The organism is Rhizobium sp. 25PS6, assembly GCF_032464655.1.
GTDB lineage: Bacteria > Pseudomonadota > Alphaproteobacteria > Rhizobiales > Rhizobiaceae > Rhizobium > Rhizobium laguerreae.
Window position 1 is genome coordinate 49,941 of the sequence record NZ_JAWDIV010000014.1, and the last position, 23,119, is coordinate 73,059.

The 23,119-nt window shown below is 61.1% G+C and carries 20 protein-coding genes; 11 read left to right on the plus strand and 9 right to left on the minus strand.

Annotated features, from left to right (window positions below; genetic code table 11):
* Nucleotides 1-71: 71 nt before the first annotated feature.
* Nucleotides 72-860, minus strand: coding sequence for a creatininase family protein (locus tag RWK44_RS20560; protein WP_168283083.1), 789 nt, complete (start codon nucleotides 858-860; stop codon nucleotides 72-74).
* Nucleotides 861-945: 85 nt separating this feature from the next.
* On the opposite strand from RWK44_RS20560, the gene RWK44_RS20565 reads away from it, so the two are divergent.
* The 3 genes from RWK44_RS20565 to RWK44_RS20575 all read left to right on the plus strand — a co-directional run bounded on the left by RWK44_RS20565 (nucleotide 946) and on the right by RWK44_RS20575 (nucleotide 3,583).
* Nucleotides 946-1,455 carry a MarR family winged helix-turn-helix transcriptional regulator gene (locus tag RWK44_RS20565; RefSeq protein WP_168256436.1) on the plus strand — a complete coding sequence of 170 codons (510 nt, stop codon included), beginning with the start codon at nucleotides 946-948 and terminating at the stop codon, nucleotides 1,453-1,455.
* Between the two features lie 119 nt (nucleotides 1,456-1,574).
* The gene (locus RWK44_RS20570; RefSeq protein WP_003542973.1) at nucleotides 1,575-2,597 is read left to right on the plus strand and encodes a LacI family DNA-binding transcriptional regulator; all 1,023 of its coding nucleotides are present in this window, start codon (nucleotides 1,575-1,577) and stop codon (nucleotides 2,595-2,597) included.
* A 29-nt stretch (nucleotides 2,598-2,626) separates the two neighbouring features.
* Nucleotides 2,627-3,583, plus strand: a complete 957-nt coding sequence (locus RWK44_RS20575; RefSeq protein ID WP_131664436.1) for a 2-hydroxyacid dehydrogenase — start codon at nucleotides 2,627-2,629, stop codon at nucleotides 3,581-3,583.
* Between the two features lie 42 nt (nucleotides 3,584-3,625).
* On the opposite strand, the gene RWK44_RS20580 is transcribed toward RWK44_RS20575, so the two are convergent.
* Entirely contained in the window at nucleotides 3,626-4,405 is a 780-nt protein-coding gene (locus tag RWK44_RS20580) for a gamma-glutamyl-gamma-aminobutyrate hydrolase family protein (RefSeq protein ID WP_131664435.1), read from the minus strand.
* 292 nt (nucleotides 4,406-4,697) lie between these two features.
* Here RWK44_RS20580 and RWK44_RS20585 point away from each other — a divergent pair, with 292 nt between their 5' ends.
* Nucleotides 4,698-5,804 (plus strand): TRAP transporter substrate-binding protein, encoded by a 1,107-nt coding sequence (locus RWK44_RS20585; protein ID WP_003552852.1) that lies wholly within the window; start codon nucleotides 4,698-4,700, stop codon nucleotides 5,802-5,804.
* Between the two features lie 78 nt (nucleotides 5,805-5,882).
* Here RWK44_RS20585 and RWK44_RS20590 read toward each other — a convergent pair whose 3' ends face one another.
* Both RWK44_RS20590 and RWK44_RS20595 read right to left on the minus strand, forming a co-directional pair.
* Nucleotides 5,883-7,379, minus strand: coding sequence for a TRAP transporter large permease (locus RWK44_RS20590; protein WP_131641702.1), 1,497 nt, complete (start codon nucleotides 7,377-7,379; stop codon nucleotides 5,883-5,885).
* A 21-nt stretch (nucleotides 7,380-7,400) separates the two neighbouring features.
* Nucleotides 7,401-7,940, minus strand: a complete 540-nt coding sequence (locus RWK44_RS20595) for a TRAP transporter small permease subunit (RefSeq protein WP_026265450.1) — start codon at nucleotides 7,938-7,940, stop codon at nucleotides 7,401-7,403.
* A gap of 329 nt (nucleotides 7,941-8,269) precedes the next feature.
* Here RWK44_RS20595 and RWK44_RS20600 point away from each other — a divergent pair, with 329 nt between their 5' ends.
* From RWK44_RS20600 to RWK44_RS20625, 6 genes are all read left to right on the plus strand, one after another.
* The gene (locus tag RWK44_RS20600; RefSeq protein WP_316029320.1) at nucleotides 8,270-10,573 is read left to right on the plus strand and encodes a putative bifunctional diguanylate cyclase/phosphodiesterase; all 2,304 of its coding nucleotides are present in this window, start codon (nucleotides 8,270-8,272) and stop codon (nucleotides 10,571-10,573) included.
* Between the two features lie 147 nt (nucleotides 10,574-10,720).
* The gene (locus RWK44_RS20605; RefSeq protein ID WP_017962130.1) at nucleotides 10,721-11,473 is read left to right on the plus strand and encodes an N-acyl amino acid synthase FeeM domain-containing protein; all 753 of its coding nucleotides are present in this window, start codon (nucleotides 10,721-10,723) and stop codon (nucleotides 11,471-11,473) included.
* A 266-nt stretch (nucleotides 11,474-11,739) separates the two neighbouring features.
* A complete protein-coding gene (locus RWK44_RS20610) occupies nucleotides 11,740-11,964 on the plus strand; it encodes an aa3-type cytochrome c oxidase subunit IV (protein WP_017962129.1) in 225 nt (74 codons plus the stop codon).
* Between the two features lie 155 nt (nucleotides 11,965-12,119).
* Entirely contained in the window at nucleotides 12,120-13,268 is a 1,149-nt protein-coding gene (locus tag RWK44_RS20615; RefSeq protein ID WP_131664434.1) for a Re/Si-specific NAD(P)(+) transhydrogenase subunit alpha, read from the plus strand.
* Nucleotides 13,268-13,666, plus strand: coding sequence for a proton-translocating transhydrogenase family protein (locus RWK44_RS20620; RefSeq protein WP_003542949.1), 399 nt, complete (start codon nucleotides 13,268-13,270; stop codon nucleotides 13,664-13,666). The genes RWK44_RS20615 and RWK44_RS20620 overlap by 1 nt, the downstream gene beginning before the upstream one ends.
* 7 nt (nucleotides 13,667-13,673) lie before the next feature.
* Nucleotides 13,674-15,068: an NAD(P)(+) transhydrogenase (Re/Si-specific) subunit beta gene (locus RWK44_RS20625; protein ID WP_017962127.1), complete on the plus strand. Its 1,395-nt coding sequence runs from the start codon at nucleotides 13,674-13,676 to the stop codon at nucleotides 15,066-15,068.
* 81 nt (nucleotides 15,069-15,149) lie between these two features.
* Here RWK44_RS20625 and RWK44_RS20630 read toward each other — a convergent pair whose 3' ends face one another.
* The 5 genes from RWK44_RS20630 to RWK44_RS20650 all read right to left on the minus strand — a co-directional run bounded on the left by RWK44_RS20630 (nucleotide 15,150) and on the right by RWK44_RS20650 (nucleotide 20,584).
* Nucleotides 15,150-15,632: a DUF992 domain-containing protein gene (locus RWK44_RS20630; protein ID WP_131644626.1), complete on the minus strand. Its 483-nt coding sequence runs from the start codon at nucleotides 15,630-15,632 to the stop codon at nucleotides 15,150-15,152.
* A 62-nt stretch (nucleotides 15,633-15,694) separates the two neighbouring features.
* Complete coding sequence (locus RWK44_RS20635; RefSeq protein ID WP_131629316.1) at nucleotides 15,695-17,347, minus strand: sensor histidine kinase; 1,653 nt, start codon at nucleotides 17,345-17,347, stop codon at nucleotides 15,695-15,697.
* Between the two features lie 310 nt (nucleotides 17,348-17,657).
* Nucleotides 17,658-18,527, minus strand: a complete 870-nt coding sequence (locus RWK44_RS20640) for a tetratricopeptide repeat protein (RefSeq protein WP_168271041.1) — start codon at nucleotides 18,525-18,527, stop codon at nucleotides 17,658-17,660.
* A gap of 135 nt (nucleotides 18,528-18,662) precedes the next feature.
* The gene (gene rpsU / locus RWK44_RS20645; RefSeq protein WP_003542939.1) at nucleotides 18,663-18,878 is read right to left on the minus strand and encodes a 30S ribosomal protein S21; all 216 of its coding nucleotides are present in this window, start codon (nucleotides 18,876-18,878) and stop codon (nucleotides 18,663-18,665) included.
* A gap of 176 nt (nucleotides 18,879-19,054) precedes the next feature.
* The gene (locus tag RWK44_RS20650; RefSeq protein ID WP_316029352.1) at nucleotides 19,055-20,584 is read right to left on the minus strand and encodes an adenylate/guanylate cyclase domain-containing protein; all 1,530 of its coding nucleotides are present in this window, start codon (nucleotides 20,582-20,584) and stop codon (nucleotides 19,055-19,057) included.
* Between the two features lie 357 nt (nucleotides 20,585-20,941).
* On the opposite strand from RWK44_RS20650, the gene RWK44_RS20655 reads away from it, so the two are divergent.
* Nucleotides 20,942-23,113 carry a CHASE2 domain-containing protein gene (locus tag RWK44_RS20655; protein WP_316029321.1) on the plus strand — a complete coding sequence of 724 codons (2,172 nt, stop codon included), beginning with the start codon at nucleotides 20,942-20,944 and terminating at the stop codon, nucleotides 23,111-23,113.
* Nucleotides 23,114-23,119 lie beyond the last annotated feature (6 nt).

Genomic DNA, 23,119 nt, shown 5'->3' on the forward strand with positions numbered 1-23,119 from the left:
TGAGCGTGGCAGTTCAAAGGGTTTTATAATGTTATAAGATCACATCGTTGCGCGGTGCAGATGCCCCTTATTCATCGCAGTTGCACGACATCGAACGCATCGACATCGCTCAGCAATTCCACCAGTCCTTTTACCGCATGGGCAATCAGCGCCTCGCCTTTCTCTGCCGTCGCAGCCGCGGCGTTGCCTGCCGCGCCTTCCGTGTTGAGATCCGACATCTTCCAGCCGAAGGCGTGCGGCCCGTAGGCGCGCAGATGTTTGAAACGCTCGGCGAATTCCGTCTGTCGCGAGGAAAAGTCCGCCGCCTTCGCCATATCCACCTTATCGGGATGAAGCGCCAGCATCACCGAGGTCTCGATATCGCCGCCATGGATGCCGATCGCCTTTTCCTCCGGCGTGATCACGCCATCCGGCACGCCGAAACGGGTCCAGCTCGTTGCCACCGCCAGCATGGCAAAGCGGACCCGCGCCTCGGTGGCGACGACTGATATGACGGGCGAATTGCCGCCATGGGCGTTCAGCATCACGAATTTGCGGATACCCTGCTTTGCAAGCCGCTCGGCAATGCCGAGCCAGCGGTATACCGCTTCGTCGAAGGCAAGCGTCTTCGTTCCTTCAACATCCATATGCTCTATGGAATAACCGACAGATTCGGCGGGCAGGAAGGTGACCGGCAGGCCGGTGGGCAAGGCTATCTTCAATCGCCCGGCGATGCCTTCGGCAATCAGGGCGTCGGTTTCGAATGGCAGGTGAGGGCCGTGCTGTTCATGGGCGCCAAGCGGCAACACGGCGATCAGATGGCGCCCCTCAGGCGCAAAGACCGGGTTGCCGTCCTCGAAGCGCGGCGAAGGTGTCATCATCCGGTCGTTGCCTCTTGTTTATGACGAGATCCTGAGCAATGTCATATCGCAGCGGCGCCGGGGCTTAAAGATCAAAGGGATGGCTATGGGAAAGAAGCACAAGGACGGCAAAAAGAACAAGAAGAAGAAGGACCAGACCGAGTATACGCTCGTCGATCTCTCCCCGGCCCTGACCCAGGCAGCGCGTTCCATGCGGACGGTGCTTTCGCGCAACCTGCTTGAAAGCGGCCTCTATGCCGGCCAGGACGGCGTCATTCTCTCGCTTGCCGAGAGCGACGGCATGACGGCAGGCGGTCTTGCTCAGAAGCTCGGGGTCAAGGCGCCGACGATGACGCGCACGATCGGCCGCATGGAGGCGCAGGGATTTCTCGAGCGCAAGCCCGATGCGGAAGATGCGCGCCTCACCAAGGTCTATCTCACCGAACTCGGCCGCGGCAGCGTTCAGGGGATCGAGATGGCGGCCTCGGCCTGCGACAGGCTGGCGACGCAGGAGTTCTCCGAAAAGGAAATTCGCAATCTCGTCCGCTTGCTGAAGGCGATCGATGCCAATCTGCAGGCCGAAGCCATTCATATCGAAGAACCGGACGAAGACTGAAATTTCCCTGAAAGACGAATTGCTTCCAACGATTAAATCTTTTAATTAAACATTTTAAGGGCCGCGCCGGTTTGACGGCGGGGTCTTGGCTGTCTTGCGTGCTGCCTGGAGGAGGACACGTGGTCCAGAAGATCAAGCTTTCGACAATCGCCGAAACGCTCGGCATTTCAACGGCGACTGTATCGCTTGCCTTACGCGACAGTCCGCTCGTCGCCGGCAATACCCGGGAGAAGATCAAGGAACAGGCGCGTGCGCTCGGCTATATCTACAATCGCCGTGCCGCCAGCCTTCGGACCTCACGCTCCGGCATCATCGGGGTCGTCGTGCACGACATCATGAACCCGTTCTACGGGGAGATCCTGAAGGCGATCGAAAGCGAGCTCGACCGCAGCCGGCACACCTTCATCCTTTCCAACCATTACGACAATGTCGAAAAGCAGCGCACCTTTATCGAGACGCTGCTGCAGCTCGGCGGCGACGGCGTCATCATGTCGCCGGCGATCGGTACGCCGCCGGAGGACGTGCAACTGGCGGAAGACAACGGCATGCCGGCGATCCTGGTCGCCCGCTCGATGGAAGGGCAGGACCTGCCGACCTATCGCGGCGACGACAGCTACGGTATCTCGCTTGCCACCAACCACCTGATCGGCCTCGGTCATCGCTCGATCGCCATGATCGGCGGCACGGACCAGACATCCACGGGTCGCGATCGCTACCAGGGCTATGTCAATTCGCTACGCAAGGCCGGCATCGAGGTCGATCCGAACCTGCGCATTCCCGGTCCGCGCTCGAAACAGGGCGGTTTCGAGGCTGCAGTGCATTTCCTTTCGCTGCCGCAGAAGCCGACCGCAGCCGTCTGCTGGAACGATCTCGTGGCGATCGGCTTGATGAACGGCATTGCGCGCGCCGGCCTGGTGCCGGGACGCGATATTTCCGTCACCGGCTACGACGATCTCGAGGAGGCCTCGATCGCTACGCCCGCGCTAACGACCGTCTGGAACGGTCAGGCCGAGGTCGGGCGCCTAGCCGCCCGGGCGCTGCTCGATCGCCTTGCCGGCAGCCATGAGCCTGACGGTATGCATCTGATCAAGCCGGAAATGCGCATTCGCCAGTCCACCAGTCCCCATCGGCCGCGCGCCTGAACCAAGACCGCCATCCAAGAGGAAAAGCCATGTCCCGCATCGCCATTCTCGTTCCTGGGAAGATACACGAGCGTGTTCTCGACAGGTTGAAGGATCGTTTTGAGATTGTCGCCGTCCCGCGCGAGGAGACGCTTGCGCTTGACGGCGAGATTGCCGGCCGCATCCGCGCTGTCGCCGTGTCCGGCTCCTTCCCGGGCGCCTGGATGGACCAACTGCCGCGTGTCGAGGTGATCGCCAATTTCGGTGTCGGTTATGACGGCGTCGATGTAAAACATGCCGCCGAAAAAGGCATTGTCGTCACCAATACGCCCGATGTGCTGAACGACGAGGTCGCCGATACGGCGATCGGCCTACTGCTGAACACAGTCCGCGAGTTGCCGCGGGCCGAAGCCTGGCTGCGTGCCGGTAACTGGAAGCCGGGCACGGCCTATCCGCTGTCGCGTTTCTCGCTGAAGGGCCGGCATGTCGGGCTTTACGGCCTTGGCCGCATCGGGCTCGAAATTGCCAAGCGGCTGGAGCCGTTCAAGGTGAAGATCAGTTATCACACACGTTCGCGCCATGCCGGTGTGTCCTACGATTATTACCCGACGCTGAAGGGGCTGGCGAATGCTGTGGATACGCTGATCGCCATCGTTCCGAAGACGCCGCAGACGCACAAGACGATCGATGCTGATATTCTGGCAGCCCTCGGCCCTGACGGCATTCTCGTCAATGTCGGCCGCGGCTGGACGGTGGACGAGAAGGCGCTGAGTGCGGCGCTTGCTTCCGGGGCGCTCGGTGCTGCCGGTCTCGACGTCTTCTATGAAGAGCCGACCGTGCCGGCCGACCTGCTGGAACCGACCAATGCCGTGCTGCTGCCGCATGTCGCCTCCGCGTCGGTGCCGACACGCAATGCGATGGCCGATCTCGTCGCCGACAATCTCATTGCCTGGTTCGAGAAAGGTGCGGCGCTGACGCCGGTGCCGGAGACGCCGCAGAAGGCTTAGCATAGCTGGCTCCGCGGACGATCCTTGGCCGGCGCCGCGCCGTCAGGCGATCGCCTGCGCGGGGATCATCGGCAGCTTGGCGGCGGCATAGCTGCGGACGGCGTCGCCGAAAGCGGCGAACAGCTGGTTCGAAGACTTGTCGGTTTCAGCCCAATATTCCGGATGCCATTGCACGCCGACGGCAAAGGCCTTGGCGTCGATGACGGAAACGGCCTCCACCGTGCCGTCTTCGGCGATCGCTTCCACCTGCAGGCGTGGGGCGGTTCTGGCGATTGCCTGGCGATGCAGGGAATTCACGCGGATCTCGCCCGGACCAAGGATGCCTGCGATGCAGGAGCCTTCCTTGACGTGGACGGTCTGGCGAATGGCGTACATGCCGTCCCGGTCGACGCCTTCCGGCCGGCGGTGGTCCGAGATGCCGGGTTGTTCCTGGATCTCGCTTGCCAGCGAGCCGCCAAGGGCGACGTTTAGTTCCTGGATGCCGCGGCAGATGGCAAGCAGCGGGACGGCGCGGTCGATGGCGCGGCGGATGAGCGGCAGGCTGGTGGCGTCGCGGGCGGGGTCGAACGGGCCGTGCTTGTCATTCACCTCGGCACCGTAGAGCGAGGGATGAACATTGCTGGCCGAGCCGGACACCAGCAGACCGTCGACGCGGTCGAGGATCGCATCGGTATCGTAGCCTTCCTCGAAGGCCGGGATCATGAAGGCCATGACGCCGGCGGCATTCAACGCGGCACGCAGATATTGATGCTGTACGGCATGCCAGGTAGCGCCGTCGAAGCTGCGGATATCGGCAGGAATGGCAACGATCGGTTTCGTCATATCAGCCCCGGTGAAATCTTTGTGCTTGCCGTTTCTGCCGCCAGAACGACCATCAAGTCAACGCTTGGCTGCGTGAGGTGGCCAAATTGCGGCGGAAGCGGTACGGAGGCTCTCCGGTTTGCGGCTAAGCCGCTGATTTTGATGGGCGCCTGGGGGCCGCCTTATTGCCGTCTTGATGCCAAAGGCTAATAGACTAAAGCTTGAATCGCGGCCCCCGCCATGCTTAGGTTTGCCCTTACTGCAGGTAGGGTGAAGATCGCCCGCGCAGTACCATCTATACGGGAGGTTTTTGATGGATCGTCGTTCGTTTTTCAAGAAGGCGGGAACCGCCGGCGCCGGTGCGGTTGCCGCAACGGCATTGGCAGCGCCTGCGATCGCGCAGGAGAATCCGAAGATCGCGTGGCGCATGACGTCGTCGTTTCCGAAGAGCTTGGATACGATCTATGGTGGAGCCGAGGATATCGCCAAGCATGTTGCCGCCGCGACGGATGGCAATTTCACGATCCAGCCTTTTGCGGCCGGTGAAATCGTGCCGGGCCTGCAGGCCGTCGATGCCGTTGCCGCCGGCACGGTCGAGGCTGCCCATACCACCTCCTATTATTTCGTCGGCAAGGACCCGACCTATGCCATTGGAACGGCCATTCCATTCGGGCTGAACAGCCGTCTGACCAATGCCTGGTACTATGAAGGCAACGGCAACAAGCTGATGAACGAGTTTTATGCCACGCAGGGCATGTATGCCCTGCCGGCCGGCAATACCGGTGCGCAGATGGGCGGCTGGTTCCGCAAGGAAATCAACACGCTCGATGACCTCAAGGGCGTCAAGATGCGCATTGCCGGCCTTGCCGGCCGCGTCATGGAGAAGGTCGGCGTCATCCCGCAGCAGATCGCCGGCGGCGACATCTATCCGGCGTTGGAAAAAGGCACGATCGATGCGGCGGAATTCGTCGGCCCCTATGACGACCTGAAACTCGGCTTCCACAAGGTGGCGAAGTACTACTATTATCCGGGCTGGTGGGAAGGTGGCCCGACGGTGCATGGATTCTTCAATCTCGAAAAGTGGAGCAGCCTGCCCAAGCATTATCAGGCAGCGCTGACCGACGCCTGCGCCTTTGCCAACACCAACATGCTGGCGAAGTACGACACGAAGAACCCAACCGCGCTGAAGCAGCTCGTCGCGGAGGGCGCGACGTTGCGCCCGTTCAGCCAGGAGATCATGGAAGCCTGCTTCCAGGCAGCCACGGGCATCTACAGCGAAATCTCGGGCACGAACCAGTATTTCAAGAAGATTTACGACGACCAGACCGCCTTCAAGCGGGACGCCTATCTCTGGATGCAGCTCTCGGAATACACCTTCGATACGTTCATGATGATCCAGCAGCGGGCCGGAAAGCTTTAAGCTCTCCGCCGTCGACGCTTCAGACGAGCGCAATAACAAAACCCCGGATATCCATCCGGGGTTTTGCTTTTTGCTGGACTATTTGGCCGGTGGCGGCGGTGCTCCCGGCAGGCCGTTCAGCGGCGGCAGGGTCAGGCCTGGGATCTGCGGCGAGCCATTGCCGCCGCCGCCGCCCATCGGCGGCAGGCCGAGCTGGCCGCCGAAGCCCGGGACTTCGATCTTGATCGAGTTCGGGTCGACCTTCGGGCCGTGATCCAGCCAATAGGTGACCGATTGCGGCCAGAAAATCACGATCGCCACCAGGATCAGCTGCATACCCACCCAGGGTAGAGCCCCCATGTAAATATCCGAGGTCTTGACGTCCTTGCCGGCAATCGAGCGCAGGTAGAAAAGCGCGAAGCCGAAGGGCGGATGCATGAAGCTCGTCTGCATGTTGACGCAGATCAGGACGCCGAACCAGATCAGGTCGATGCCGAGACTGGAGGCGACGGGTGCGAGCATCGGGATGACGATGAAGGCGATCTCGAAGAAATCGAGGAAGAAGGCGAGCACGAAGATGAAGATGTTGACGAAGATCAGGAAGCCGACCGGCCCGCCGGGAATGCCCGACAGCATGTGCTCGATCCAGCGCGAGCCGTCCATGCCCTGGAAGACCAGGCTGAAACAGGTGGAGCCGATCAGGATCATCACCACCATGGATGTGATGTGCGTGGTCGATGACATGGCTTCGCGGATCAGCGGCCAGGTGAGGCGGCGATTCATGGCGGCAAGCACAATGGCGCCGACGACGCCGAGCGCGCCTGCTTCCGTCGGCGTTGCAAGGCCCATGAAGATCGTGCCGAGCACCAGGAAGATCAGCACGATCGAGGGGACCATGCCCATCAGCACCCTCACGAGCAGCGCCCAGTTGAAATCGCCGCGTACCTCTTTCGGCAGTGGCGGCATCGATTTCGGCCGGATAATCGACATCACCAGGATGAAGAGCACGAAGATCGTCACCTGCAGGATTGAGGGGCCGATCGCGCCGAGATACATGTCGCCGACCGACCTGCCGAGCTGATCGGCGAGAACGACGAGCACGAGCGAAGGCGGGATCACCTGTGTGATCGTGCCCGAGGCGGCGATGACGCCGGTGGCAAGGCGCGGGTTGTAGCCGTAGCGCAACATGATCGGCAGCGAGATCATCCCCATGGTGATGACCGAGGCAGCCACCGTGCCGGTGATCGCGCCGAGAACGGCGCCGACGAGGATGACGGCATAGGCGAGGCCCCCGGGTATGCCGCCAAAGAGCTTGCCGGTGCCCTCGAGCAGGTCCTCGGCTAATCCGCAGCGCTCCAGCACCGCGCCCATGAAGGTGAAGAAGGGAATGGCGAGCAAGAGATCGTTGGAAAGGATGCCGAAGAAGCGTAGCGGCAGAGCCTGCAGGAAGACCTCGCCGAAATGGCCGGTGAAGATGCCGATGATGGCGAAAAACAAGCCGACGGCGGCGAGCGAGAAGGCGACCGGAAAGCCGTAGAGCATGAAAATGATCATGCCCAGGAACATGGCCGGCGGGATGATGCCGAAATCAAACAAATCCGTGTCTCCCAGCCCGCGTTACTGCAGCGGCTTTTCGTATTTCGTATCGATGCTGAGATAGCCGGTGAGCGCTGCGATCCGCTTGACCAGTTCCGAGAGTCCCTGAAGGGACAGCAACGCGAAGCCGGCGACGAGGATCAGCTTGACGGGCCAGCGGATCAGCCCGCCGGCATTGCCCGATATTTCCCCCTGGTGGTAGGAGAGCGCGAAGAAGGGCCAGCACAGCCAGGTGAGATAGACGCATGCGGGAAGGAGGAAGACGATGAGGCCGACGATGTCGATCCAGATCTTCGCCTTGTCGGAAACCGAACCATAGATCAGATCGACGCGGACATGCTCATTGTTGCGCAACGCATGCGAGGCGCCGAGCATGACGACGAAGGCGAAGAGATACCATTGGATCTCCAGCCAGCCGTTCGAACTGTAGTTGAAGGCATAACGGACGATGGCGTTACCGGCGCTGATCAGACAGCAGAACAGCACCATATATTCGGAAAGTTTGCCCATGAACTGACTGATCGAATCGATCAGCCGGCTTGCGGCCAGAAGTACCGACATTCGCCTCCCCTTATTCTTGTCCCGCCGGTTTTCCGGCAGCTTTTCTCTCTTGCAATCGATGTAGACCACGGCCTTTGAAATTGGAAGGATAAATGCCTCGCGTTGGAGTATAGTCTTAAGTGCGCAGGTAGGATCATATGGCCGTCGAATATTTCAACAACCCAGGCGTGGATAAATTATTTCAGTAATCTCGCCGGTAGGCTGCATTAACTCGCGTAGGCTGTGCGGTTCATCCTGTGGTTTTAGAAAATTTGACCAAATGTTTGATTCCATTGAAATCAATTTTTAAAGGGTTGGGCTTAGAATTCCCGCGCACAGGGAAAGTGTGGATGAAGCCAGATAACCCGAACAGGGTCCCAATAGATGTGTATCTGTCGTTTGTGAGTTCCCTCTCCGGGAATCGCATGACGCTTCTTGTTGGCGTGATTGTACATGTTGCGACGTGCCTTGCCGTGGCTGCCAAGACACAATACTCCATCTACATCCTGCTGTCGGTCGCCTTCCTTCTGGTCTTCGGCGCTCGCATGGCCATCTTCCGGCAGTTCGATCGTGTCGACAAGCAGAGCCTGTCGCACGCCGGAATCGAACGGTGGGAGCGGATTCTCGTTGCCAGTGGAGCCTGCACCACGGCGCTCCTCGGCATCGCCAGCGGCTACGCCATCTTCGTCGTGCGCGATTCCTTTGCGGAGCTTGCCTGCATTTCCGTCACCATGGCAACCATGGTTTCCGTCGTCGGCCGCAACTACGGCTCGCGCTTCGCAGTCGACCTCCAGACGTTCTTCTGCTGCCTGCCGATGATCGTCTGCAGCCTGCTGGTGCTAGATTTCTATCGCGGCGTTCTGTCGATCTTCCTCATTCCTTTCTGGCTGACGACGCGGGCCATGGCGAACGGCGTGCGCGAGTTTCTCTATGAGAACGTCATTGCGCGCCGGGAAATCACCATCATTGCCGACCGTTTCGATACGGCTCTCAACAACATGCCGCACGGCCTCGTCATGGTCGATGCCGAAAACCGCATCCAGGTGGTCAATCGCAAGGCCTGCGAGCTTCTGAAGATCGGTGCGCCGGAGCGGCTGAAGGACCGCGACCTCGGCGCCGTGCTGCGCTACGGCGCGCGCTACAGCTTCATGGATGCCTCGCAACCGGAGCTCATCCTGCGCCAGCTCACCCAGGTCGCCGAGGGCAGCCTGTCGCGCACGCTCATTCATTTTCCCGAGAGCCTGTCGCTCGAATTCTCCGCCAGCCGCAGGGCCGACGGTGGCGCCGTGCTGATCTTCGAGGACGTGTCAAGCCGGGTGAAGGCGGAGCAGAAGATCCTGCACATGGTGCGCTTCGACGCGCTCACCGGCCTGCCCAACCGGCAATATTTCGGCCAGTTGGTGCAGGAGTATTTTGCCAAGTATCCGAGAAAGAACGGGCCGCTCGGCTTCATGGTGCTCGATATCGACGAGTTCAAACATGTCAACGACATGCGCGGCCATGTGACCGGCGACCATCTGCTCTGCGCTATCGCCGCCCGCATCAAACAGGCTTCCGGTAATGCCATCCTCGGCCGGCTGATGGGCGATCAGTTCATTCTGTTCTTCCCGCGTGCGAAGGAGCAGGTCTCGCTCGACCGCGAAATCCGCCGCGTTCATGCCGCGATCCAGGGTAACTACGAGGTCGACGAAGTGACTTTTCTCGTTTCGCTCAGCGCCGGCTACGCGATTCTCGAAAGCGACGCGTTCGCGATGGACGAATGGAGCGTCAAGGCGGATCTTGCCCTGTTCGAAAGCAAGTCGCGCTTCAAGGGCGGCATCTCAGGATTCGAGCGGGAGATGGACGGCCGCTATATCGAGCAACAGAAGCTGAAGGCGGATCTGCGCGATGCGGTCTCGGCGCAGGCGCTGCATCTCGTCTTCCAGCCGATGTTCCGGGCCGACGGCTCGCGGATCGAATGTGCCGAGGCCTTGGCCCGCTGGGTGCATCCGGAGAGGGGCTCGATCCCCCCCGATGTCTTCATCCGGCTCGCCGAAGATATGGGCATCATCTCCGACATCACCCGCTTCGTGCTGTTCAAGGCGTGCAGCGAATGCATGAACTGGCCGGAACACATCGCCGTTTCGGTCAACCTTTCGGCGCGGGATCTGCGCGATGCCGACATCCTTTCAGTGGTTGCCGAGGCGCTTGCCCATTCCGGCCTCGCCGCGGCACGACTGCATCTCGAAGTCACCGAGAGCTGCCTGATCGACGAGCCGGCGGCGGTGCGCGCCATCCTGGCGGAGCTCAGGTCCCGCGGCATCACCATTGCCATCGACGATTTCGGCACCGGTTTCTCCAGCCTCAGCTATCTCGACACGCTGCCGCTTGATATCGTCAAGATCGACCGGTCCTTCGTGCGCAACATCGTCGAGGATGCGCGCCGCCTCAAGCTCTTGCGCGGCACAGTCAATCTCGCCCGCGAATTGGGCCTGAAGATTGTCATCGAGGGCGTCGAGACCGAGGAGCAGCTGGCGCTGCTCAACAAGCACCGCAGCGCCGATCTCGTGCAGGGTTACGTCTTCTCGCGGCCGGTGCCTTCCCAGAACATCACGCTGCTACAAGAGGGCATCGGCCGCCGCACCGTCCAGCGCCGTCGCAACAAGGTCGCCTGAGCCGCCTGCAAGTGACTGGTTATCCCCAGCCGAAAATCTTGCGCGCCGTTAACCTTAATAGTTTAAATTCAACCCAAATTTTCAGATTTTCTTGCCTATATATCGGCGGCGTATGATTAATGATCCGTTAACGAGCGGATCGAGAGAATGTCAGACACACTTTTTACGCGTAGCGATTTCAGCAGGAAAATCCTAGAAATTCTAGATCACGTCGAATATCGCCGGGTCGAAAGCAGTGAAGACATGGAGGACGTGGAGCGGCTGCGCTACAAGGCCTACAAAGCCCACGACGCGCTGTCGCTTGCCCCGGAAGGTTTATTGGACGATGTCGATTTCGACAGCCATGCCTATATCTTCGGTCTCTATTATTATGGTGAACTGGTCAGTACGATCCGAATTCACTATGTGACGCCGGAGCATCGTATCAGCCGGTCCGGAGAGGCCTTTCCCGAGGCGATGGATGAGCTTTTGGACGCCGGGCTGACCTTGATCGATCCGGCGCGTTTCGCGGCCGATCCGGAGCTCACCGCCGATCTGCCGTGGGTTCCCTATCTGACGCTGAGACCCGCCATCGTTGCGGCAGCGTATTTCCGAGCTGACCGCGTTATTCAATCCGTCCGGCCCCCGCATGCCGCCTTCTACAAACGGGTCTTCTATGCCGATACCATCGTGCCCGGCCGACTGGCGGAGAGTTACGGGGTTGACGTGACGCTGATGGCGACGAATGTGATCGAGGTCGGACGCAAGCTGCTGACGCGCTATCCCTTCTTCATCTCCAGCGCCAGCGAGCAGCGTATGATGTTTTCGCGCACTCCGAACGACACGCTACCGCCGCTCACCATCATTCCGACGGCGCGTTTCGTGCCGCCAGGCGAACTTGGCACCGATCTGCCGCTGTGATTTCCCTTTCTCCGCGATAGAGAGGCGATGCCGTCAGGGCAGATGAGGCGTGGACGACAGGCGAAAACCGCATCTGTCGCCGAACCTCCTTTCATCCGATCGTTGAGGTCGTCTTCTCGTCCGGATGAGGTCGCTGCGAGGCGCGCTCGCGGCATTCTCATGCATTGCGCTTTTGCCTGTCATTGTGTAATTCCTGCAGGAAGGGATTTCCCTCGCTCGGGCTAGGGAATCAAGCAGCGCAGAGGCATTTCAGGGAGACGATATTTATGGCCGAACATCATACCGGACCGGTCGAGACCGGCGCGCCGATGGACTACAAGGAACATGAAAAGACCTACGACATGTTCGTCGCCAGCGCGAAATACGGCTCGATGCTTCTCATCGTCCTCCTGCTTGCGATGACCGCCGGTTTCTTCGGCGGCGCCGGCCTTCTCGGCGGTCTCTTCGTCTTCATCATTCTACTCGCTGCCGGCATCTTCCTGCTCCGCTGATCGCGTAGATTCAGAGGGTCAGAGCGCCCCTTTGCGCGTCCGAAAGGCCGCACGGCGCTCTGAGGGGAGGAGAGCTTCTCCGAAGCTTTTGAATGAGGTGCTTGGCCCGCGCAGGGAAGCCTGCGGCGGTCTGGCTGACCCGGAGGAGGGGGCAGTTGGGCAATATCGTTTTCGTTGCAAGGGAAAACACGGGGGAGGAGACGCGTGTCGCCGCCTCCACCGAGACCGTGAAGAAGATGAAGAGTTTCGGCTTCGACGTCGTCGTCGAAGCCGGCGCCGGTGCCGCTTCGCGTATTCCGGACGGGGAGTTCGAGGCAGCCGGCGCCAGGATCGGCAGTTTTGCAGATGCAGCCTTGGCCGACGTGGTGCTGAAGGTGCGCCGTCCCAGCGGGTCGGAAATCTCCGGCTATAAAAGCGGCGCCGTGATCGTCGCCATCATGGATCCCTACGGCAATGACGAAGCGATCGCGGCACTGGCAAGCGCCGGACTTTCGGCTTTCGCGATGGAACTGATGCCGCGCATTACCCGCGCCCAGTCCATGGACGTGCTGTCGTCCCAGGCCAATCTCGCCGGTTACCAGGCCGTCATCGAGGCGGCGGCGGTTTATGACCGCGCCATGCCGATGATGATGACGGCAGCCGGCACTGTGCCGGCTGCCAAGGTCTTCGTCATGGGCGCCGGCGTCGCCGGTCTTCAGGCGATTGCGACCGCGCGCCGCCTGGGTGCTGCGGTCTCGGCCACCGACGTTCGCCCCGCCGCCAAGGAGCAGGTCGCCTCGCTCGGCGCCAAGTTCATCGCCGTCGAGGACGAGGAGTTCAAGGCGGCGGAAACGACCGGCGGCTATGCCAAGGAAATGTCCGCCGACTATCAGAGGAAACAGGCGGCTCTGGTTGCCGAACACATCGCCAAGCAGGATATCGTCATCACCACCGCGCTGATCCCCGGTCGTGCTGCGCCGAGGCTCGTTTCGCGCGCCATGCTCGCTTCGATGAAATCAGGTGCGGTCGCCGTCGACCTTGCGGTCGAGCGCGGCGGCAATATCGAGGGTGTCGTCCCCGGCGAGATCGCCGACGTCGAAGGCGTCAGGGTGATCGGTTTCGCCAACATGCCGGGCCGGGTTGCGGCCAGCGCTTCGGCGCTCTACGCCAAGAACCTCGTCACCTTCCTCGAGACCATGATCAACAAGGAAAGCCGGAGCGTCGTCGTCAATCTCGACGACGAGCTCGTCAAGGCGACGATGCTGACCTATGCCGGCGACGTCGTTCATCCCGCCTTCGGCGGCGCGAAGAAGGGAGACATCTGATGGCCAGTGAAGCAATGGACAGAGCGCTGGAGCAGCTCGACCAGGCGGTGACCGCCGTCATCACGGCGGCGGCCCAGGCACCGGAAGCGGCAAGTGCTGCGACCGGCGGGGCGATCGATCCTTTCGTCTTCCAGCTCGCGATTTTCGTATTGTCGATCTTCGTCGGCTATTACGTCGTGTGGTCGGTGACGCCGGCACTGCATACGCCGCTGATGGCCGTCACCAATGCGATCTCCTCCGTCATCGTCGTCGGCGCGCTTCTGGCGGTCGGCATCTCGACCAGCGGGCTTGCGACCGGCTTCGGCTTCGTCGCCCTCGTGCTCGTCTCGGTCAACATCTTCGGCGGTTTCCTCGTCACGCAGCGGATGCTTTCGATGTACCGCAAGAAGGACCGGTGAGGGACCGATGACCAATATCGCAGCCTTCCTCTACCTCGTCTCCGGCGTGCTCTTCATCCTGGCGCTGCGCGGCCTGTCGCATCCGGCCACCAGCCGCAAGGGCAATCTCTACGGCATGATCGGCATGGGGATCGCGATCCTGACGACGCTGGTGCTGGCGACGCCTGACTTCGGCGGCTTCGTGCTGATCGTCCTTGGTCTTGCCATCGGCGGCAGCGTCGGCGCCTATGTCGCCCGCACCATCCCCATGACCTCGATGCCGCAGCTCGTCGCCGGTTTCCACTCGCTGGTCGGCCTTGCCGCCGTGCTGGTCGCGGCCTCTGCGCTCTACACGCCTGCTTCCTTCGGCATCGGCGAGATCGGTCACATCCACACCGAGGCGCGCGTCGAGATGGCGCTCGGCGTTGCGATCGGGGCGCTGACCTTCACCGGCTCGATCATCGCCTTTCTGAAGCTTGACGGACGCATGTCCGGCAAGCCGATCCTGCTGCCCTACCGGCATGTGATCAATGCGAGCCTGCTGGTGCTGATCGTGCTCTTCATTATCGGGCTTGCCGCCACCGAGAGTCATTTCGACTTCTGGGCCGTCGTCGCGCTGTCGCTGGCGCTCGGCGTTCTGCTGATCGTGCCGATTGGTGGGGCCGATATGCCGGTCGTCGTCTCGATGCTGAACTCCTATTCGGGCTGGGCCGCGGCCGGCATCGGCTTCACGCTCGGCAATCTGGCGCTGATCATCACGGGCGCGCTCGTCGGTTCCTCCGGCGCGATCCTCTCCTACATCATGTGTAAGGGCATGAACCGCTCCTTCGTTTCCGTCATCCTCGGAGGTTTCGGCGGTGAGACGGCGTCCGGCGGACCCGACACATCAGACAGGACGGTCAAGCTCGGCTCGGCCGAGGATGCGGCTTATCTGATGGCCAACGCATCGAAGGTCATTATCGTGCCGGGATACGGCATGGCGGTCGCCCAGGCCCAGCATGCGTTGCGCGAACTCGCCGATAATCTCAAGAAGAACGGCGTCGAAGTGAAATATGCAATCCATCCGGTCGCAGGCCGTATGCCCGGCCACATGAACGTGTTGCTCGCCGAAGCGAATGTTTCCTATGACGAGGTTTTCGAGCTCGAGGACATCAACTCGGAATTCGCCCAGGCCGACGTCGCCTATGTCATCGGCGCCAATGACGTCACCAATCCGGCGGCGCGCGACGACAAGACCTCGCCGATCTACGGCATGCCGATCCTCGACGTCGACCGGGCGAAAACCTGCCTCTTCGTCAAGCGGTCGCTCGGTTCGGGTTATGCCGGTATCGACAATACGCTGTTCTATAAGGACGGTACGATGATGCTGCTCGGCGACGCGAAAAAGATGACCGAGGATATCAACAAGGCGCTCGCACATTGATCGATGCAGCCGCCCTTCGGCGGCTGTTTGATTATGCAAGCAGGCAACTGCTGTCTGACTTGGCCGACATAGCTGCTTTCGTCAGGTCTCGCCCGGCACGAGCGTCATCTTTTCGACGCCGATTGCCAGGTTCAGGCCTTCCTGAGCCTGGACGTTCAGTGGCTGCAGCATGAATGCCTTATCGGTGCCGCCGGCGATGACCTTGGCGCCGGCGCCTGCACCGATGCTCGCGTCGGCCCCGATCCCGTAATATTCGCCCGCAAGGGCGAACTGCGGGATATCCGTGCCGGTCTTCGCCAGCACCTGCCAGATCATGACGCTCTTGCCGGTCTGGCCGATATCGAGGCCGAATTTCTCAATTTTGCCGGCATAGACCGCCTTGGCACCGCCGGCCGCCGGTGTATAGGTGCAGATAAGGTTCTTCTGCGAGGTGACGATCAGACCCTGACCGCCATCCGATCCGCAGACCAGACGGCCAAGCGTGACATAATTTTCCGCGCCCGCCGGGCTCGCCCAGGCAACGGCTGTCAACGCCGCGGCTGCGATCATCGTTTGCTTGAACATGGTCTTTCTCCTTTGGAACGACCTGTCCGAAACGGGTGGAGGTAGCGATTGTTCCGGGACTTTTACTCCCGCTCCAGTGTGGCGCGCTGCGCCGTCAGCACCCATAACAGGCCTTCGGGCCGGAAATCGATCTCAACCGTGCCGCGAAAGGCGGAGGCGGCATGAGCCTTGATAACGGTCGTGCCAAAGCCCGAGCGCGATGGCTCGGTGACCGGCGGGCCGCCGCGCTCTTCCCAGGTGAAGCGGAGCAGGGCATCCGGCTTGTCCTCCTCGCTGACGTCGCGCCATTCGAAGCGGACACGGCCCTGCGGTACGGATAGCGCCCCGTATTTCACCGAATTGGTGGCGAGTTCATGCAAGGCAAGGCCGAGATTCTGCACGGCATCCGGCTTCAGCACGAAGTCTTCGCCGCTGATGTCGATCTGCTCGCGCGATTGCGGGAAGGCGTGCAAATGGATGTCGACGACCCGCCGCAGCGATACCCCTCCCCATTGTTCGCTGGTCAGGAGCTCGATCGAACGCACCAATCCCTCGAGGCGGTCGGCGACGGCGGCGCGGAAGGTCTCGACGCTGTCGGACTGCTTAGCGAGCTGGCGCATCATTGCCTGGGCAAGTGTCAGAAGATTCTTCGTGCGGTGGACGAGTTCATGCATGACGAAACGCAGCCGGTCCTCGGTCTGACTACGGTCGAAAGAGGCATTCGAAAGGGCAATCGCCACCTGGTTCGCCTCGATGACGCTGGTCTCGACCGGCGAGACGATATGGCCTTCGCCCATGCGGTTTGCCATGTCGGCGATATCGCGAATGGTGGTGCGCACCTGTCTTGCGACGGCATAGGCACCCAGCACGGCAACGAGCACCAGCGCCACGCCACCGATGATAAGGAAACGCCAGGTGCTGAGGATCGAAGCCTGGGCGATCGGTCCCCAGATCACCGTCTTCCACGACCAGCCGGGGATCTGAGCATAACCGAGGAGCATGTGCGGCAGGATCGCCTCGTCCTCGAAGACGCCGCGGGACACTGTGAGCGCCGGCAAAATGCGCGGATCGAAGGGCGTTCCGGGTTCGAGATTGGCGGGGCCAGTGGCCGCGACGACGTGGCCGCTCTCATCGATAACGGCGGCCGACCAGCCGGGGCCAAGGCCCTCGGTGGTCACGAGCTTGCGCAGATCCTGGGCGTTCTGCGTGATGATAAGGGCTGCGACCGGCTCATTCTTCCGCGGCAGGGTGACGTTATAGACCCATTCGCCGCTGGTCCGGCCGCGAAAGACGTCGGAAGCCTCGATGCGACCGGACGCCATGGCCGCCTCGAGAGCTGGCATGTTCGCCGTCTGGCCGAGCGGCGTGCCGAACGCACGACGGGTGTTGAGCAGCTGCTGGCCGGTGCGGTCGACGGCGATGACGAAAAGCGTGTTGTCTCTGAGGGCCGTTTCCGTGCGCTCATGGAAGGAGGCGAAATTACCGTTTTCAAGCTCCGGCGAACTCGAAAGCAGCCGCAGGGTCGTCGCCATGTCCTGAAGCTGGCGGTCAATGATGCGTGAAAGGGCAAGCGCATCCTGGGCGGTCTCGCGCTTCAGCGCCGAACGCTGGTTATCCTCCAGCTGCAGCAGAAGCAGCGCTACGAACGCGAAGATCGGCAGTGCGATTGCCACGGCCATGGCGACGAGGTAGGTGCCGATCGAAGCCTTGGGAAAGAACAGGGTGACGATCTTCATCTGTTGCGCCAGATGGCATGCGCCTGAAAAGACGCGCGGCGCTGTAATGCGCATGGCCCGCAACGGTTTTCGCTTGCGGCCAGGAAAGCAAAGATCCGCATCTCTCGCAAACCGCCCTCAACCCATGTTCGAACGCCCGATAGCAGGCTATCGAAGCCGGTCCATGTTAGGGGGAGCAAGAGCAGGTTGCAACATACTATGACACGCCGCCGACGATGACAGGCGCTTTTCCGCTTTCTCTTTTCAATGCGGTGCGACCGGCGAAAGTCCGTTCGGCTGCCCGATGTTCCGGGCCGCCCAACTCAAGTCCTTAGCCGGCTGGGGCAACGCCGACGCGGGCAAGGCCATCGCGGGCTGGCTGGTATTTGGGGTCGAGTCCGATTGCGTGACGATAGGAGCGGGCGGCCTTCGCCTTGTCGCCGCGGCGTTCATAGACGAGCGCTTGGTTAGCCCAGGATTCGGCGATGTTGCCGTTAAGCTCGATCGCATGGTTGAAATCGGCAAAGGCGTTGTCGTCGTCGTTCAGCGCGATATAGGAAATGCCGCGGCCATTATAGGGCTCGGCCGAATTCGGCGCGAGCGAGATCGCTTTCGAGAAATCGTCGATCGCCTTATCCTGCTGATTGCGCTTCTGGTAGATCAGGCCACGATTGTGATAGGCGCGGCCATCGGTGGTGCCGAGCTGGATCGCTCTGTCGAAATCGTTGAAAGCCTGATCGTCCTGGCCGGCCATGCGATAGACATTGCCGCGGCCGATATAGGCGACGTCGTAGCTTGGATTGATCTGCAGGGCGGCATTGTAATCGGCAATCGCCTGAGCCTGCTGGCCCATGTTGCGATAGACGAGAGCGCGGTTGGCGTAAGCCTGGAAAAACCGTGGATTGATCTGCAATGCCGTGTTGAAATCGTTCAGCGCCGGGCGGAACTGGCCGGCGCGGCCATAGGCGGAACCACGGACGTTGTAACCTTCGGGATCCCTCGGGTTGGCGTTGATAACCGCCGTCAGCGACGCGATATTCTCTTCCGAACCCTGCGCCTTGTCGATGCGGATCACGGCATCCGTGGTGTTGGTCGTCTCGCAGCCGGCGAGGCCGAACATTGCCGCCAGCGCCAAAGCGGGTAGGAATGCCGTTTTCTGCAAGCGCAAAGTGCGGGACGGATTAAAGGTGTTGACAGCCATTCGGGCTCGCTTTCCCCATGCGGCATATCCGGTGCGCGGATATGCGATCTTCAGCGGCAAACTAAAAAAGGCGGCGGCGAACCCATCGCCCCCGCCACAATGCATCTGAAAACGTCGAAAAAACGACGGCAACGCTCAGCGTGCTGCGACCAAACCTTCGCGCTGGGCGCGCTTACGGGCCAGCTTGCGAACACGACGAACAGCCTCGGCCTTTTCGCGAGCACGCTTCTGCGACGGCTTCTCGTAGTAGTCGCGCATCTTCATTTCGCGGAAAATGCCTTCGCGCTGCATCTTCTTCTTGAGAGCGCGGAGAGCCTGATCAACATTGTTATCGCGGACAAGTACCTGCACGAGAATCACGTTCCTTTGGTTGGTTGATGCCGGAGGCGGCGCAGCGGCCAGAGGCAAAACAATAACGTTCGCGCGGCCGCAGCCTTGCGATTGGTGATGCGGGATAGCAGATTGGGTACGGGAAGTCCAGATGGATACGGAAGGCGGGCGGAAAAATCACGCTTCGCCTGATCCGGTCATGATCCGGCCGCCTCCGGCTGGGCCTCATCCAGCGCGGCGATTGCCTCCTTGAGAGCCGTCCTGACCCTCAGGCGATCGGCAGGCTCCAGCCGGCTTATGTCCAGATGCAGGTCGAGACCGGAGAGGTGCTCGCTCAGAACGCGGCTCTTGTGGTCCGCGCCGAGCGTCAGCCCATCCACCCCATAGGGCACGATCTCGCGCTGTATGCCCTTCATCGTGATTGGCTGCAAGGGATGAGCGTCGACGATTTCGTTCACCAGCGCATAGGTTTCGTAGCTGATGACGATCTCTCCTCCCTCAGCGATCGATTGCAGCCGGGCTGCCAGATTGGCCTCGGCCCCGATGATCGTATAGTCCATGCGGTCGCTGCTGCCGAAATTGCCGACGTTACAATAACCGCTGTTAATTCCCATGCGGACGACGAAAGGCTCTTCGGTGCCGTTTCTGCGCCATCTGTCCTTGAGCTCGCCGAGACGGCGCTGCATGTCGACGGCCATGCGCAGACATGCTTTCGCGTCCTCCTCCGGCCCCTTGGTGTCGGGATCGCCGAAGAAGACCAGCATCGCATCGCCAATGAACTTGTCGACCGTGCCGCCGTGCTCCAGGGCAATGTTCGACATCTCGGTCAGATATTCGTTGAGCATCTCCGTCAGGGCTTCCGGCTGCAGGCGCTCGGTGGTCGCGGTGAAGTCCTTGATGTCGGAGAAGAAGATCGTCAGGCGCTTGCGCTCGGTGTGGACCACGACGTCTTTCTGTCCGCTGAAGATGCTCTTGTAGATCTGCGGCGAGAGATAGCGCGAAATCTTCAGGGAAACGCTCGCCAGGAATTCGTTCGCTGCTTCAAGATCCCGGTTGGCGCTATGGATCGCGCGCGCCTGCTGCCGCTGCAGCAGAATGAAGCTGAGGCCGATGATGGCGACAAAAAGAAAATAGCAGAGCAGATATTTGAACGCGAAGACGTTGCTTACATAGGGTTGCTTGATGACCACTTCCTGAATGCCGCGTACATCGCCGACCTTCCAGTCGGTCTTCGGGCTTTCCGGATGGCTGTTATGGCATGCAACACAGGCTTGCCCCATGAGCACGGGCGTAATGAACCGCACGGTATCAGTCAGTCCGACGCGGGTGAGGTCGTTCAGCGTCTGCTGCGGATTGGCGCGCAGCTCGGCCAACGCTCGTCTCTCGAAATCGTCGAGGTCGTGGGATGCGCGGCTCTTGAACGGCAGGTCGGAGACGAAACGGTAGGTGATATTGGCCTGCTGCTCCTTGATGACGTCGCCGAGCTCCAGGGAAAGCGTGGCCGGCAGCGGAATGGCGCCTGATATATTGGCGTAATTGTGGGAGACAACCGTGCCTGCAGTTGCGCCGCTGGCGTGCGCGGCCAGGACGCGCCCCACGACATTGGCGGAATAATACGAGCGGATGCTTGATATCAGCGAGCTCATGTCGCGCGCCTGGCGCCTGAGCGTGTTTCCGGAGAGATCGCTGATGTCGAGCCAGACGGCAAGCGGCAGCCCGGCGAGCATTGCCAGAACGACGACAATCAGCCAATAGCCGCTGCGGCGCGCGGCGGTTTCCGAAATCACGGGAGCCTCTCATTATCTCATCTAAAACGCATTCACCCTTCGATCGTTACAAGAACATTTCGTTCCTCGCCCGGCAAGATCGGACCCCTTGTCGTCCAAGCAAAAACTTAGCCGAACTGGCGGCGTCGCTGAATTTGAAGATCCTGTTGCGCCGGTGGACGGAAAGAAAAGGCGGGAAACCGAAAAGAAGCGCCTGGAGCGCAGGTGCGAATGGCGTTCGGGCTGAAAGCGGCGTAGCCTGTCAGCCGGCAGTGCGGGGCCGCTCGAGCGGCCGTGGGAGGGACAGCCGGTGAGATCATGACGCGCGAGCAGCAAATCGGTGTCGTTATCGGTCTGATCATCGTGATTCTGCTGACGATGCTGCGCGCCGGCGATCCCGGGATGTTTAAGCTGATCCGCGGCGTGACGTTCGATGAGTATCAGCGGCTCGTTCCCAGGATCTTCGAGCCGATGCCGGTTCGTGTCATCGACATCGACGAGACTTCGCTCAGCGAATTCGGCCAATGGCCGTGGCCGCGGGATCGGCTGGCCCTGTTGGTGGACCGGCTCTCGGAAATGGGTGCCGCGGCCATCGCCTTCGATGTTCTCTTCTCCGAGCCGGATCGGTTGTCGCCGCGCAATGTCGTCCGTGAGGTGGTCGGGGTCGATCCCTCGCTTGCCGAAAAGCTACCCGACAATGACGAAATATTCGCCCGTTCGATTGCCGACAAGCCCGTTGTGCTGGGCTTCGGTCTTTCCAACGCAGGCAATTACCGGCCGCCCGTAAAAGCGGGCTTCGCATTCACGGGCGAAAGCCCCATCTCGGCCCCGCCCCGTCTCGGCGCTTCGACGCCGCTCAGACCGCAACTGGAGGCCAACGCGGCGGGCCTCGGCCACATCAGCCTCAACCCGGGAAACCCTTCGCCGGTGGTGCGAGCGGTCCCGCTGTTCCTGACCGATGGGGAACAGCTCTATCCGAATCTCGCGGTCGAGGCGCTGCGCGTCGCGCAGGAAGCATCGACCTACGTGGTATCGGGCGCGCCCGACCACGCGGGTATCATGACATCGGCTAAGATCGGCGATTTCGTCGTGCCGCTGACGGCGGCGGGCGAGCTCTGGCTCTATGTCACTCCCGACCGGGCCGAGCGGTATATCTCCGTCCGTCAGGTGCTTTCGTCAGGTGGCGCCTCCGCAGAAGTCGAAGCCGCCATCGCCGGAAGCATCGTCTTCGTCGGCACATCGGCGGCCGGCTTGCAGGACATCCGCGTTACCGCACTGGGCGAGAACGTTCCGGGTGTCTCGCTGCATGCGCAAGCGGTGGAGCAGATCCTCTCCGGCCAATTCCTATCTCGGCCCGACTGGGCGGATGGCCTTGAAATCCTCGTCATCGCAGTGCTTGGATGCCTGCTCGTTGTGGTGACGACTTTCGTCAGCCCCGCCGTCGCGCTCGTCTGCGGTTTGCTAATTACCGCTATGGCGCTTGTCGCGTCGTGGCTCGCCTTTCTTTATGCAGGACTTCTCTTCGATCCGCTGGCGCCGATCATCAGCGGATCGATCATCCATTTTGCCGCGACCTCGTTCAAGATCCTGGTGATCGATCGAGAGCGACGCGAGGTGCGGCGCGCCTTCGGACATTATCTTTCCCCGTCGCTGCTCCACCGTATCGAGCACAATCGCGATGCGTTGCGTCTCGGCGGAGACGATCGCGAGTTGACGATGATGTTCGTCGACGTCAGGAATTTTACCGAAATGAGCGAGCGGCTGGCGCCGACGGATGTCGTCGCTTTCCTCAACACGCTGCTCGATGCGTTGAGCCGTCATGTCGTGGCGAATGAGGGCACGCTCGACAAGTTCATCGGCGACTCGATCATGGCATTCTGGAATGCGCCCGTCGATGTAGCGGATCATGAAGCCAAGGCTGTTCGCGCAGCGCTTGCCATGCGCGAGACACTCGCTGAATTGAACGCCGGCGACGCCTTTGGCTTCGGGCCTGATCAGGAGGTCAGCATCGGTATCGGCATACATACTGGCCTTGCCTGCGTTGGCAATATGGGCGCCAAGACCCGCTTCAACTATTCGGCTGTCGGAGATGCCGTCAACGTTGCGGCTCGGATCGAGTCCTCCTGCAAGGAGGTCGGCTTCGATATCCTCATCTCCGACAGCACGGCACGGTCAGTGCCGGAAATGGCGCTGATCGAGGCCGGCGCGCTCCCGCTAAAGGGGAAGAGCAACCGCACACAGATCCTCGCCGTTGTCGGCGATGAGCGGGTCGCGGCATCTCAGGAATTTGCCTCGCTCAAGGTCGTCCATAACCAGTTGATGCAGGCCCTGCAATCACACTCAAGGAATAGCCGGAAGCTTATCGGTACGGCAAAGCTCAGGGCTGTGCAGGTGATCGGCGGTCTGGCTGAATTCTACGAGCGCGTATACCGCAGGGCCGATCATTTCCGCGAGGTGCCGGAGGAGGTCGAAAAAAGCGCCGCAGACTGACAGGCC

Coding starts and splice junctions, on each gene's coding strand:
- RWK44_RS20635 (WP_131629316.1), bottom strand. CDS start 17,347: ATGAAGATCGTCACCCTGTTCTTTCCCAAGGCTTCGATCGGCACCTAC.
- RWK44_RS20585 (WP_003552852.1), top strand. CDS start 4,698: ATGGATCGTCGTTCGTTTTTCAAGAAGGCGGGAACCGCCGGCGCCGGT.
- RWK44_RS20610 (WP_017962129.1), top strand. CDS start 11,740: ATGGCCGAACATCATACCGGACCGGTCGAGACCGGCGCGCCGATGGAC.
- RWK44_RS20620 (WP_003542949.1), top strand. CDS start 13,268: ATGGCCAGTGAAGCAATGGACAGAGCGCTGGAGCAGCTCGACCAGGCG.
- RWK44_RS20625 (WP_017962127.1), top strand. CDS start 13,674: ATGACCAATATCGCAGCCTTCCTCTACCTCGTCTCCGGCGTGCTCTTC.
- RWK44_RS20560 (WP_168283083.1), bottom strand. CDS start 860: ATGATGACACCTTCGCCGCGCTTCGAGGACGGCAACCCGGTCTTTGCG.
- RWK44_RS20640 (WP_168271041.1), bottom strand. CDS start 18,527: ATGGCTGTCAACACCTTTAATCCGTCCCGCACTTTGCGCTTGCAGAAA.
- RWK44_RS20575 (WP_131664436.1), top strand. CDS start 2,627: ATGTCCCGCATCGCCATTCTCGTTCCTGGGAAGATACACGAGCGTGTT.
- RWK44_RS20580 (WP_131664435.1), bottom strand. CDS start 4,405: ATGACGAAACCGATCGTTGCCATTCCTGCCGATATCCGCAGCTTCGAC.
- RWK44_RS20600 (WP_316029320.1), top strand. CDS start 8,270: ATGAAGCCAGATAACCCGAACAGGGTCCCAATAGATGTGTATCTGTCG.
- RWK44_RS20605 (WP_017962130.1), top strand. CDS start 10,721: ATGTCAGACACACTTTTTACGCGTAGCGATTTCAGCAGGAAAATCCTA.
- RWK44_RS20655 (WP_316029321.1), top strand. CDS start 20,942: ATGACGCGCGAGCAGCAAATCGGTGTCGTTATCGGTCTGATCATCGTG.
- RWK44_RS20565 (WP_168256436.1), top strand. CDS start 946: ATGGGAAAGAAGCACAAGGACGGCAAAAAGAACAAGAAGAAGAAGGAC.
- RWK44_RS20595 (WP_026265450.1), bottom strand. CDS start 7,940: ATGTCGGTACTTCTGGCCGCAAGCCGGCTGATCGATTCGATCAGTCAG.
- RWK44_RS20650 (WP_316029352.1), bottom strand. CDS start 20,584: ATGCTCGCCGGGCTGCCGCTTGCCGTCTGGCTCGACATCAGCGATCTC.
- RWK44_RS20630 (WP_131644626.1), bottom strand. CDS start 15,632: ATGTTCAAGCAAACGATGATCGCAGCCGCGGCGTTGACAGCCGTTGCC.